General features: G+C 57.0%; 11 protein-coding genes. 5 read left to right on the top strand and 6 right to left on the bottom strand.

Annotation, left to right across the window (positions count from 1 at the left end; all coding sequences use genetic code 11):
• Nucleotides 1-106 precede the first annotated feature (106 nt).
• From ACQCLF_RS08145 to ilvD, 5 genes are all read left to right on the top strand, one after another.
• Nucleotides 107-787, top strand: coding sequence for a TIGR00153 family protein (locus tag ACQCLF_RS08145; protein WP_426986091.1), 681 nt, complete (start codon nucleotides 107-109; stop codon nucleotides 785-787).
• Nucleotides 788-812: 25 nt separating this feature from the next.
• A complete protein-coding gene (locus tag ACQCLF_RS08140; protein WP_426986089.1) occupies nucleotides 813-2,087 on the top strand; it encodes an inorganic phosphate transporter in 1,275 nt (424 codons plus the stop codon).
• 88 nt (nucleotides 2,088-2,175) lie between these two features.
• The gene (gene argE / locus ACQCLF_RS08135; protein WP_426986087.1) at nucleotides 2,176-3,363 is read left to right on the top strand and encodes an acetylornithine deacetylase; all 1,188 of its coding nucleotides are present in this window, start codon (nucleotides 2,176-2,178) and stop codon (nucleotides 3,361-3,363) included.
• A 4-nt stretch (nucleotides 3,364-3,367) separates the two neighbouring features.
• Nucleotides 3,368-4,684, top strand: a complete 1,317-nt coding sequence (argA, locus tag ACQCLF_RS08130; protein ID WP_426986085.1) for an amino-acid N-acetyltransferase — start codon at nucleotides 3,368-3,370, stop codon at nucleotides 4,682-4,684.
• Between the two features lie 437 nt (nucleotides 4,685-5,121).
• Complete coding sequence (gene ilvD, locus ACQCLF_RS08125; RefSeq protein ID WP_426986083.1) at nucleotides 5,122-6,966, top strand: dihydroxy-acid dehydratase; 1,845 nt, start codon at nucleotides 5,122-5,124, stop codon at nucleotides 6,964-6,966.
• Nucleotides 6,967-7,127: 161 nt separating this feature from the next.
• Here the strand turns inward: ilvD and ACQCLF_RS08120 are convergent, their stop codons facing one another.
• From ACQCLF_RS08120 to ACQCLF_RS08095, 6 genes are read right to left on the bottom strand one after another with little or no spacing between them, the layout of a single operon-like run.
• Nucleotides 7,128-8,573: a tetratricopeptide repeat protein gene (locus ACQCLF_RS08120; protein WP_426986081.1), complete on the bottom strand. Its 1,446-nt coding sequence runs from the start codon at nucleotides 8,571-8,573 to the stop codon at nucleotides 7,128-7,130.
• Between the two features lie 18 nt (nucleotides 8,574-8,591).
• On the bottom strand, nucleotides 8,592-9,218 hold the full coding sequence (locus ACQCLF_RS08115) for an energy transducer TonB (RefSeq protein WP_426986079.1): 627 nt from the start codon (nucleotides 9,216-9,218) through the stop codon (nucleotides 8,592-8,594).
• Nucleotides 9,219-9,224: 6 nt separating this feature from the next.
• A complete protein-coding gene (locus tag ACQCLF_RS08110; protein WP_426986077.1) occupies nucleotides 9,225-9,629 on the bottom strand; it encodes an ExbD/TolR family protein in 405 nt (134 codons plus the stop codon).
• 40 nt (nucleotides 9,630-9,669) lie between these two features.
• On the bottom strand, nucleotides 9,670-10,197 hold the full coding sequence (locus tag ACQCLF_RS08105; RefSeq protein ID WP_426986075.1) for a MotA/TolQ/ExbB proton channel family protein: 528 nt from the start codon (nucleotides 10,195-10,197) through the stop codon (nucleotides 9,670-9,672).
• Nucleotides 10,198-10,207: 10 nt separating this feature from the next.
• The gene (locus ACQCLF_RS08100) at nucleotides 10,208-11,590 is read right to left on the bottom strand and encodes a MotA/TolQ/ExbB proton channel family protein (protein WP_426986073.1); all 1,383 of its coding nucleotides are present in this window, start codon (nucleotides 11,588-11,590) and stop codon (nucleotides 10,208-10,210) included.
• Entirely contained in the window at nucleotides 11,587-12,369 is a 783-nt protein-coding gene (locus ACQCLF_RS08095) for a DUF3450 domain-containing protein (RefSeq protein WP_426986071.1), read from the bottom strand. The genes ACQCLF_RS08100 and ACQCLF_RS08095 overlap by 4 nt, the downstream gene beginning before the upstream one ends.
• Nucleotides 12,370-12,536: the final 167 nt, after the last annotated feature.

Genomic DNA, 12,536 nt, shown 5'->3' with positions numbered 1-12,536 from the left:
GGGGGTCTCGCCGGGCAAACGAGGTGTAAAAATGTCAAAATCAAGGGTGACCTGTCCGGTATAAGTTTTTATACTGCCCGCACTTTCGCAAGGGGGACATTACCACATGCCCATCAACAACCCTTTCTCGAACCTCTTCGGCCGCTCGCCAATCAAGCCGATGCAAGAGCATATGGCGGTCGCGATTCGCGCCACTGGCGAGCTTCAGCGCTTCTTCGAGTGCGTGATCGCCGATGACTGGGAGCAGGTGGAAGCCGTGCAGCGGCGAATCACCGACCTGGAAAACGAGGCGGACGCACTTAAAAAGCAACTTCGCCTGCATCTTCCCAAAAGCCTTTTCCTGCCGGTTCCGCGCACCGATCTGCTTGAGCTGCTCGCCATGCAGGACCGGATCGCCAACCGCGCCAAGGACATTGCCGGCATCATGCTCGGTCGCAAAATGACCATTCCGACCAGCATGCAGCAAATGACCCTTGAATACGTGGACGCGGCGGTGAAAGCGGCCGAACAGGCACTCAAAGCGATCAATGAGCTGGATGAGCTTCTGGAGACCGGTTTCAGTGGCCGTGAGCTAGGCATTGTGGAAACCATGATTCAGGAGCTGGATGCCCTTGAGCGCAAGACGGATCGACTGGAAGTGACCATGCGCGCCACACTGTTCAGCCTGGAAGCGGATCTGCCACCCGTGGATGTGATGTTTCTGTACAAGGTGATCGATTGGATCGGTGACCTCGCCAACCGCGCTCAGGATGTCGGCGGCCGTCTGGAACTGCTGCTCGCGCGCTAAAACTGATAACGATTGGGGAAACTGCATGACCGTGATCGCCGAATACGGCCATATCCTTCTGATTCTCGCCTGTGTGTTTGGCGTTTTCATGGCCTGGGGCGTTGGCGCCAACGATGTGGCCAATGCCATGGGCACATCGGTGGGGTCCCGCGCCCTGACCATCAAGCAGGCGATCCTCGTCGCCATGGTGTTCGAGTTCCTGGGCGCTTACCTGGCCGGGGGGTCCGTCACCGCCACTGTACGCAGCGGCATTGTCGACCCGGCCCTGATGAGTGAAGAGCCGGAGCTATTGGTCTTCGGGATGCTCTCCGCCCTCCTGGCCGCAGGCACCTGGCTGTTGATTGCCAGTATCCTCGGCTGGCCAGTCTCCACGACACATTCCATTGTCGGCGCCATCATCGGCTTTGCGGCCGTGGGCATCTCCGTGGACGCGGTGTCTTGGGATAAGGTGGGCACTATCGTGGCCAGTTGGGTGGTTTCACCACTGCTGGCAGGGGCCATCTCCTTCTGGCTGTTCCGCTCCGTCCAGCACCTTATTCTCAACACCGAAGACCCCTTCTCCAACGCCAAGCGCTATATCCCCCTCTACATGTTTGCCGTGGGCTTTCTGATTTCCATGGTTACCCTGCTCAAGGGACTGAAACACGTATTGAAAGACGCCACCTTTCACCCGGACTTTCTGCAAAGCGCTTTAATATCCGTCGTCATCGGTGTACTGGTGGCCCTGCTGGGTATCTGGATGATGCGCCGTGTCAAAAAAGACAACGAAGCCGACTCCCTGCACCGCTTTACCAGTGTGGAGCGCGTGTTTGGTATTCTGATGATCTTCACCGCCTGCGCCATGGCATTCGCCCACGGCTCGAATGACGTGGCCAACGCCGTAGGGCCACTCGCGGCCATTGTGAGCGTCATCCAGACACAGTCCGTCACCTCAAGCGCTTCCGTGCCAGCCTGGGTATTGTTAATCGGCGCGGCGGGGATCGTGGTCGGTTTGGCCACCTATGGCTGGAAAGTGATCGCGACCATCGGCCGGAAGATTACCGAGCTGACGCCAAGCCGCGGCTTCGCCGCCGAGTTGGGTGCTGCAGGTACTGTCGTTTTGGCCTCCGGCACCGGGCTTCCGGTCTCCACCACACAAACCCTGGTGGGCGCGGTTTTGGGCGTCGGACTGGCGCGCGGCATTGGCGCTCTGAACCTCCGAGTGATTGGTACCATTTTCATGTCGTGGATCATCACGCTGCCCGCCGGTGCCGGCCTCGCCATTCTGTTTTTCTTCTTCTTCAAAGGGCTGTTCGGCTGATCGGCCTTTCCGGGCCTGGCTTTCCCGCTAGGCCCGCCTGACCCTCCTGTATTACACTGCCGGTACACTTCTCTGGTATCGGCCGTGTATGACTTTCGACCTCAAACGCTACATTGATCAACTTGGCCAACTGGTGGCCCAACCATCGGTCAGCTGCTCGGATCCGCAGTGGGACATGGGCAACAAAGCGGTGCTGGACCTGCTGGCCACCTGGCTGGAAGCCCGGGGCTTTTCCGTCGAACTCCTGCCCGTTCCCGGACGCGACGACACGACCCATCGGTCCGGCAAGTACAACCTGATCGCCACGCGCGGCACTGGCTCGGGCGGCCTGGTGCTGTCCGGCCACAGCGACACAGTGCCCTACGACGACAACCGCTGGCAGAGTGACCCCTTCACGCTCACCGAACGGGACGGCAAACTGTATGGCCTCGGTGCCACGGACATGAAAGGTTTCTTTCCCGCCGTGCTGGCCGCCATCGACCGACTGGGAACACAAGCGCTGAACCAGCCCCTGATCGTACTGGCCACCGCTGACGAGGAAAGCAGCATGAGCGGTGCGAGGGCTCTGGCGGATATGGGACGCCCGAAGGCACGCTACGCCGTGATCGGGGAACCCACCGAGCTTCGTCCGGTACGTATGCACAAGGGGATTATGATGGAATCCTTGCGCGTGCGAGGCGCCAGCGGCCACTCCTCTAATCCGGCACTGGGAAAAAACGCGCTGGAAACCATGCACACGGTACTGAATGAGCTGCTGGCATTTCGCGAGGAACTGCAAACCCGTTACCGGAACCCGGGGTTTTCGGTGGATGTCCCCACGCTGAACCTGGGCTGTATCCACGGGGGGGACAATCCCAACCGTATTTGCGCCGAATGCGAACTGCATTTTGACCTGCGCGCCCTACCCGGCATGGATAACGAGGCGTTGCGACACCATTTGCGGCAGCGTCTCTCCCCCCTGGCGGAGCGCAGCGGCACCGACATCGTACTATCTGAGCTGTTCGAGGGCGTCGAACCCTTTGAGCAGCCCGCCAACAGCGAACTGGTGCGCGCCTGCGAGCAACTGACAGGGCACACCGCCGAGGCCGTGGCGTTTGCCACCGAAGCACCCTTCCTGAAATCCCTTGGCATGGAGACGCTGGTGCTCGGCCCCGGCTCCATCAATCAAGCTCACCAGCCAGATGAATTCATCGACATTGGGCAACTGGCCCCATCAGTGGATATACTCACAGGTTTGATTCAACGTTTCTGTGTAGACGCACCCCCGAAAGGATAAGACTTTGACCACAGGCCCCACCCAAGACTACGTTAAGTGGTTCCGGCACTCCTCGCCCTACATCAATGCGCACCGGGGGAAAACCTTCGTGCTCATGTTGCCCGGCGAGGCGCTGGTGCATGACAATTTCAGCAATATCATCTACGACATTGCGCTGCTGAGCAGCCTGGGGGTACGCTTGGTGCTGGTACATGGCGCGCGCCCACATATTGACGCACGCCTGAGCGAAGCGGGCACCCAGAGCCAGTTTCACCGCCACTTGCGTATCACCGACGCGCAGAGTCTGGAGCGCGTCACGCAGGCCATTGGCCAGGCACGCATTCAGATGGAAGCGGCGTTGTCCACCGGGGTGCCAAACTCCCCCATGCACGGTGCCCGCATGCAGGTCATCAGCGGCAATTTCGTGGTCGCAATGCCTTATGGCGTACTCGACGGAGTGGACCTGCAACACACCGGCAAAGTCCGCCGAGTAAATGCCCGCTCACTGAATACCGCTCTGGATTCGGGCGCCATTGCCCTGCTTTCACCGCTCGGCTACTCCACCACCGGGGAGGCTTTCAATCTCTCCTACAGTGACGTTGCCACTCATGTAGCCACGGCGCTGAAGGCAGACAAGCTGCTGGCCTTTATCGAAGCCGACGGCGTGCGTGACAGCCAGGGAGAGCTGGTTCGTCAACTGGCGCTTCAGGAATGCCGCGACTTTCTGCACAGCGACGGAGAGCGCATGGGCAGTGATCTGAGCCAGGCACTCAACGCCTGCTATCTGTCCTGTATGCAGGGCGTGCCACGCGCACAGCTGATCAGCTACGCCACCGATGGCGCCCTGGTGGGCGAGCTGTTTACCCGGGACGGCCTGGGCACGATGGTGCACTCGGACAGCTACGAACAACTGCGCCGTGCCACCATTGATGATGTGGGGGGCATTCTTGAACTGATATCGCCTATGGAAAACGAGGGCATTCTGGTGCGCCGCTCTCGCGAGCTGCTGGAAACGGAGATCGACCGTTTTCACGTATTGGAAAAGGACGGTACCATCATCGCCTGCGCGGCGCTTTATTCGTTTGAGGACAGCGCGGAGCTGGCCTGCGTGGTGACTCATCCAGAGTACCGCAAAAGCGGCCGTGCGGCTGCGCTGCTGGATCAGATGGAGAAAATCGCACGCCGGCAGGGTGTTAAGCGCTTGTTTCTGCTCACCACACAAACGGCTCACTGGTTCATTGAGCAGGGCTTTGTGCAGGCGCAGATCAGCGATTTACCGGTATCGAAGCAACGGCTGTATAACTACCAGCGCAACTCTAAGATCTTTATTAAGAACCTTTAGGTTCTTGGGTATGCGTTGCGTCACCTCCGGTCTGCGAAGGGGGTGCCTTGTTCCCGGACACGCCGTGAATACATCCCTGTAGGCTCGCATCGCCGGTCCCCGGCTCCACGGTCCGGGAACAAGGCACCCCCTCCGCAGACCTATGTGCTAAAGCAACCTTTTTAAAACCTCGCAACCATAGAGGTAAGCTGAGCACACACCAACCATCATAAGCATAGTTGTGGCACTAAGGCCCTTGGCGGTGTCTGTCCTTTCAAGACCGTGGAGCGGGGGACCCGCGATGCGAGCCTACAGGGACGTATTTACGGCGTGTCTTGAAAGGACAGACACCGCCAAGGGCCGAGCGTCATTCAACCACTAGGTCAGCCAAGACGCTCCCCAGAAGGTTTTCTGCTATTATTGGCGGCTTTTCGAACGCCGCCAAATAGAGAAAGACCATGCCTGTTTATCGCTCCAAAACCACCACCGCCGGCCGGAACATGGCCGGGGCTCGCGCGCTGTGGCGCGCCACCGGGATGAAAGACGAGGACTTCCACAAGCCCATCATTGCTGTGGCCAACTCCTTTACCCAGTTCGTTCCCGGCCACGTACACCTGAAAGACATGGGCCAGTTGGTGGCCAGGGAGATTGAAAAAGTCGGTGGCGTCGCCAAGGAATTCAACACCATCGCCGTCGATGATGGCATTGCCATGGGACACGACGGCATGCTCTACAGTCTGCCTTCCCGGGATATTATCGCCGACTCTGTCGAATACATGGTGAACGCTCACTGCGCCGACGCTCTGGTGTGCATTTCCAACTGTGACAAAATCACTCCCGGGATGTTGATGGCGGCCATGCGCCTGAACATCCCCGTCATTTTTGTCTCCGGCGGCCCGATGGAGGCCGGGAAAACCAAGCTCGCCAAGCACAACCTGGATCTGATTGATGCCATGGTGATTGCCGCCGATGACTCGGTGGATGACGAGACTGTGGCGGAGTATGAGCGCTCAGCCTGTCCCACCTGCGGTTCCTGCTCCGGTATGTTCACCGCCAATTCCATGAACTGTCTGACCGAAGCACTGGGCCTTTCCCTGCCGGGCAATGGTACGCTGCTGGCGACTCATGCCGACCGGAAAGAACTGTTTCTGGAAGCGGCACGTCGAATCGTGGATATCACCAAACGCTATTATGAGCAGGACGACGACCGCATGTTGCCGCGCTCCATTGCCAACTTCAAAGCGTTTGAAAACGCCATGGCGCTCGATATCGCGATGGGGGGTTCTACCAATACGATTCTCCATTTGCTCGCGGCGGCGCAAGAAGGTGAAATCGACTTCACCATGTTCGACATCGACCGTTTGTCGAGGAAAGTACCCCAACTGTGTAAAGTCGCCCCCAACACACAGCAATACCATATTGAAGATGTCCACCGCGCCGGTGGCGTGATGTCCATTCTGGCCGAGCTGAATCGCGCCGGACTGCTACACAGCGACTTGCCCACAGTACACAGCGAAACCGTGCAGGCCGCACTGGACAAATGGGACCTGGTTGGCAATGACGATGTCAGCGTACAGACATTCTATAAGGCGGGCCCGGCGGGCATTCCGACGCAGGAGGCTTTCAGTCAGGCTACTCGCTGGCCCACTCTGGATGTTGATCGTGCCAATGGTTGCATTCGTTCCCTCGAGAACGCCTTTACCCGTGAAGGCGGACTGGCTGTACTAAGGGGCAATATTGCAGAAGACGGTTGTGTTGTGAAAACCTCGGGCGTTGATGAAAGCTGCTGGGTATTCGAAGGACCCGCTCGAGTCGTGGAAAGTCAGGACGAGGCTGTCGACGCCATTTTAGGCGGTATTGTCAAGGCAGGCGAGGTCATTGTCGTACGTTACGAAGGCCCACGCGGCGGCCCCGGCATGCAGGAAATGCTGTATCCAACCAGTTATCTGAAGTCCAAGGGGCTAGGCAAGTCCTGTGCGCTCCTGACCGATGGTCGTTTCTCAGGTGGCACTTCCGGCTTGTCCATCGGGCATGTGTCCCCGGAAGCGGCAGCGGGAGGGGCTATCGGTCTGGTGCAAAATGGGGATGCTATCCGCATCGATATCCCCAACCGCTCCATTGATGTGTTGCTCAGTGAAGACGAATTGCAACAACGACGGCACGGAATGGAAACCCAAGGCGATACCGCCTGGAAACCAAGCGAGCCGCGCAAACGCCGGGTCAGCACAGCATTGAAGGCCTATGCAAAACTCGCCACCAGTGCCGATAAAGGAGCGGTAAGAGACCTCGAGCAACTGGATTGAGGCGACCGCTACACCCCGACGGAGGTGTCGGGGCAGGCGTCTCCCACAAGAGAGGTCTGCGTGTCTGAATCAGGAGCAGCACAGCTCAGCTTTCAAAACAGACAGACATAAAAAAACCGGCGAGTAACCGCCGGTTTTTTTCGAGCAATCAACGAAGGGGATCAGGCTCCAGGCAACACCAGCCCATCTTCCTCTTCCCATCTGCGTTTTTGCTCCTGATAACGCTCTTCTTCACGGCGTGTTTTTTCTTCACGCTCTTTCTCGCCTTTGGCGAACTTGATCCACTGCTGGGCCGCTTCTTCACTACGCTTATCTTTGGCCGCTTCTTCCAACACGTCAATCGCGTCGTCATACTGCTCAAGATTCACGTAGGCGGTGCCGATACGGAGATAAACCTGATCCGCGCGCTCAACGCCTTTATCCAGCGCTTCCCGCCCCGCTTCAATCGAAGCTTCGTAACGGTCATTCAGCATGTAGATGGCAGACAAGCGGGCAAACAGATCGCCTTCGTCAGACTTTTCTGCCGCCTTCTCCATCTCCACCATCGACTTCTCAGTTTCCTGAGCCAGACTCCAGGAGTTGGCGAGCAGCTCCAGGTTGCGAGCGGTCGGTTCGATGATTTCGTCTTCGTAGATGCCTTTTTCCAGCACTTTAGCGGCTTTGTAAGGCACTTCGCGGTCGAGATACATAGAGGCCATGGAAACGAGAATATTTTCCCGATCCAGACCACCTAGCAAATAAACCACTTCCAGCGTGTGCAGACGGTCATCGAAGTTCTCCAACAGGCTGTACATGTCGGACAGCTGACGCCAGGTCGATACCTTCGGATAGTGGCGAACCATCTTCACCAGAACATCGGCCGTGCTCTGGTAGTCTTCTTGCTCGAAGTACAGCAAGCGCTGCATAGCGAACCAGTTTTCATCAGGCACCTTCCCTTCAGCCTCAGTCATACTGACCGCCTGGTTAACATGCACCAACGCACGCTCAGGCTGATTCATCTGGTAGAACAACAATGAAAACACATAGTACTGCTCTGCGTTAATGCTGGTTACCAGATTCGTCCAGTTCTCAAACGCCTCGAGTGCTTCGTCGAAGTTTTCCTCTTGCATGTGCAGCTTACCCAGCACCTGCCACGTAGAGGTTTCCAGCCCGGTTGGGATTTGCGGCGAACGCTCAACCACATTTCCAAAGGCGCTGAGCGTCTCGCTCATATTGTCCATTTGGAAATGCACATTGGCCAGGAAGTTATAGATCTGTGCTTGTTCGTACGCATTGTACTCACTGATCTTATTTTCCATTCGCTGCAACAGGCGCAACGCTTCGTTCAGATCAGGCTCTTGTCCGGAATCTTCCTCAGGATCAATAAACTGCTGAACTTCCGAAAGCTCTTCGTTCAGTCGCTGGCTGATCCCCGGAACCCGACGAGGTTCAGGCGGCTGACTGGCCGGCTGTATCAGTTCCTGCGCCTGCACGCTTCCCATTGCAAAGGTCGCTTGTGGAAATACCTCTTTCACCAATACTGTTGACACAGCCGGGGCCGCTGCCAACGAGGCGACCAAGAGGCCACGGCCCAATGTGCCGACCATCAATGATTGAAATTTAGTCACTGTCATCACCCCCAACCCTTAATCGTCCTGCAGCTCGAAGACAAAACGATAGCTCACGCCGGCCACTTCCACCGGCTCACCGTCTACGACACGCGGACGAAACTTGAAGCGCTCGGCAGCGCGAATGGCAGCCCGGTTGAAGATACTGGTTTCGCGACCTTCAGTGTCCACGGCATCTACCACGACAACATCGCGGGTAGATCCATTGGTGGTCACGGTAAACTGCACCGTCACAAAGCCTTCAGTACCACGTTGAGCCGCTCGACGCGGATATTCTGGCGCGACAGCAACAATGGGCATGTACTCGCCGTCACCAGAGAAGTTGGAACCCGTACCCATACCAATCTCCAGCCCCATGCTCGGCGCGGCCATGTTGAGGGCGCCAGCATCGACGTCCGGAGAATCGAATTCGGGCTCCGGAATATCCGGCGGAGGCTCCGCCGGATCATCAGGCTTGGCGGGCTTCGCCGCTTCGTACTGGGTTTCGATCTCTGTATCCGGCATGCGAATATCGGCGATCTTCCGGTCTTCTGGACGCTCGTCGTTCTGCATGTCAGAGTTGATCAGCGATTGCATCAAAAACAGCAGGGCAACCGTAACGACGACTGACAACGCCCCTGCAATACCTACTCTTGCAAAATTCATAGCAGCCTAGTTCTCTTCAGTGGAGACAGCGACGTTGGTAATCCCCAGTTCACGAGCCGACTCGGTAATGGAAATGACAAACTCCATATCCGCGCCCTGATCCGCCTGGATAACGACTGTCCCATTCGGGTTTTCGGCGTGCAACCGCTCAATCTGAGCCCGAACACCACGTTTGTCTACCTGATTCTTGTCGATCCAGATTTCGTTATTTTCACTCACGGCAATCAGAATCGCAGCGTCATCTTTCGAATCAGCAGTCGTGGCCTCAGGACGATTGACCTCAATCCCCGTCTCTTTAATAAATGTAGCAGTCACGATGAAGAAGATCAGCATGATGAACACCACATCGAGCATGGGCGTCAAGTCAATGGCCTGAGCTTCTTCTTCGGCTTTCTGATTGTTCCTGCTCATGGGATATCTCTTAATACCGGTGTTTAACTTGGAGTTCGCCTCAGTGATCCGCCGTCAGGTGGTCAGCAAACAGGTGATTTTCCCGCTCCGCGATCCGCTCAAGATAGGTATGTGCAAACAGCCCGGAAAGAGCGGCCACCATACCGGCCATGGTCGGGATGGTCGCACGCGATACACCACCGGCCATCTGCTTGGCATCACCACCGCCAGTCATCGCCAGAACGTTAAACACCTCGATCATACCGGTGACCGTTCCCAGCAAACCCAGCAGAGGACAGAGACTTACCATTGTGGCAATCATGTCCATGTTGGTGTTGATCTTCTCGGAGATGCGGGAAACCATCGCCTCACGAATCTGGCGAGCGTTCCACGATTTGCGCTCACTGCGACTTTCCCACTGGTCCAGAGCCGACTGGACATCACTTTTCAGACCCCCCTTGAAGTACCAGAACCGCTCGAAGATGAGGGTCCACATCAAGAAGGTGAGGATGGCGATGAGCACAAGCACACCGCCCCCTTGATCCAAAAAGGCTTTAATGGCTGCGATTGCTTCCATTATTGCCGTCATGGTCTATCTCCTACTTACGCTCAGCGTTCTCGGCGACAATGCCGGTGGTCTGCTCATCCAGGATGTGGATGATACGCTTCGCGCGGCCGTTGACGATGGTATGCAGCAGAACCGTCGGGATTGCCACTACCAGGCCCAATACCGTGGTGATCAAGGCAGAGGAGATACCACCGGCCATGTTTTTCGGATCGCCCGCACCAAAGATGGTGATGGCCTGGAAGGTCAGAATCATACCGACTACGGTACCCAGCAGACCCATCAGCGGCGCAACAGCGGCGATGATCTTCAGCAAGGACAGGCCGGATTCGATTCTCGGACGCTCTTTGAGCACCGCTTCTTCCAGTTTCAGTTCCAGAGTCTCAGGATCAACACCTTTGTTGTCCTCAGCCACTTGCAGCACACGACCCAGCGGGTTGTTGTTGCTCGGAGTGCTGGATTTCAACTGAGAGCTAACTTTGGCGCTCATCAGGGACAGCACAATAATGCGCCACAGGCCCAGCAGGAAGCCGAAGATACCGACAGCGGTGATCACATAACCAACGCCACCGCCCTGGTGCCAACGCTCTGCCCAGGTTGGGCTGTCAATCAGAGCGGTCAGCAGAGAGCCACCGGTAGGACCAGTGGGGTCGATACCTACGCGCACCAGACCGGAGTCAGCACCTTGCAGGTCAGAAGCAGAGCTCTGGATGTTGCCAGCGGGCTGACGAGCCAGCTCTTCCATTTTTGCACCGTCAGGAATAAAGGCCAGGTATTTGCCTTCGGAAACCAGGTTGTAGGCACCGATGCGGACTACTTCCTGCTCAGCCTTATCGCCGTTGGGCTTGATGACTTCGGCGTTAAACTTGACGACCTTGCCACTTTCCACCATCTGGCGCTGAACTTCGTACCACAGGCGCTCGATTTCGTCGATGCTGGGCAGACGGGTATTACTGTTCATTTTGTCGATCAGGCCGCTCAAGAACTCGCCGCGATCGGGGTACTGAGCACTGATGATGGACGTGCGGATGTTGGAGCGCAGGTCACCCGCCGTAGAGGTCAGATGACCAAACAATTCACGCAGTGAACCCAGACGCTCGTTCAGCTGGTTACGCTTGGCATCGACTTCCAGCTCTTGCTCATCGTAGCTAGCTTCCAGCGTCGTGGAACGCTCTTCTTCCTGAGTACGAGTGTTGCGAGCTTCGCCCAACAGCTGCTGCTGCTGACCACGCTCCTGACGGAAACGGGCTTCACGCTCACGGTGCTCCTGGGATTCATTGACGCGGGACTCGCGCACCATCTCCAGCAACTCTTCCATTGAACCAGCTCTGTCCGCGTCTTGCGCCAGAGAAACGTTGGCGGTCAGCAGGCCAGCGGTCAGGGCGACCAGAGAGCCCTTCAAAAACTTCATCTTCATTGTGCTGCCTCCGGAGCCTGAACGGGTAACATCATGATGTCCTGGCTTGCCTGGTCACGGGCAATGCGCAGGCCCTTGAGAATCGGGTTCCGGTAGGAATCATCCAGTGGGACCCACGCCTGCTGCTCTTTGTCCCAGGCGCCTTGTTGTTCGGTATCGGTGGTTTGATACATCAACGAGATGCGACCAACGCGCAAAACGTTCACTTCGCGCTCCTGACCATCCACTTCCAGAGTGTCGCGGTAGGTATCGAGGAAACGACCGTATTCTGACTCAATGCGGTAGGCTTCCAGCACCTGACGGAATTTTTCAGCAACGGAAATATCCGCACGGTCCTGGTTGTCACGCAGCATCTGGACGCGAGCGCGACGCTCTTCCAGATGGAAGGGCATATCCAGCTCGACGAATTGATCCAGCGCATCCAGCATGCTCATCACCAGCGGCTGAATTTGACGCTCGATAACAGTGACCTGCTCGATGGATTGATCCAAGTCGCTCAGCACACGCTGCTGGGCTTCAATCTGACGCTCCAACTGGCGATTGTAGGTCCGCAGACCTTCGATCTCCTTGTTGACCACCTTGAACTGCTGCAGCAGATCGTCGGTTTCCTGAGCCAGGCGGTCAATCCGCTTCTGGGATTCCTGGGCCATTGCGGTTTTGGCTTCACCGACCTGGATAATCTGGTCCAGGGTTTCATCTGCCACGGCAACACTACCCATTAGCGCGCCGGCAGAAAGCGCGGTGGTCAGAGCCACGGCTTTCAATCGCTGCTTTTTCATATTTCCCCCAACGTCGGGTGCTTGCATCAGATGAGTTGCGACAGGCAGCTGCCACACAACACGTTATCCACATCGCCTCAAGGAGGCAGCTAAGAACGCCGCATTGTAATAAGAGGCTTACTTCACATTCAATGCTTTGGGTAAAGCGTTTCTCAAGTGAGTAGATT

Source organism: Marinimicrobium sp. ARAG 43.8, from assembly GCF_050113635.1.
Classification (GTDB): domain Bacteria; phylum Pseudomonadota; class Gammaproteobacteria; order Pseudomonadales; family Cellvibrionaceae; genus Marinimicrobium.
The sequence above is the reverse complement of the archived record's forward strand: the minus strand, read 5'-3'. Positions and strand labels throughout refer to the sequence as shown.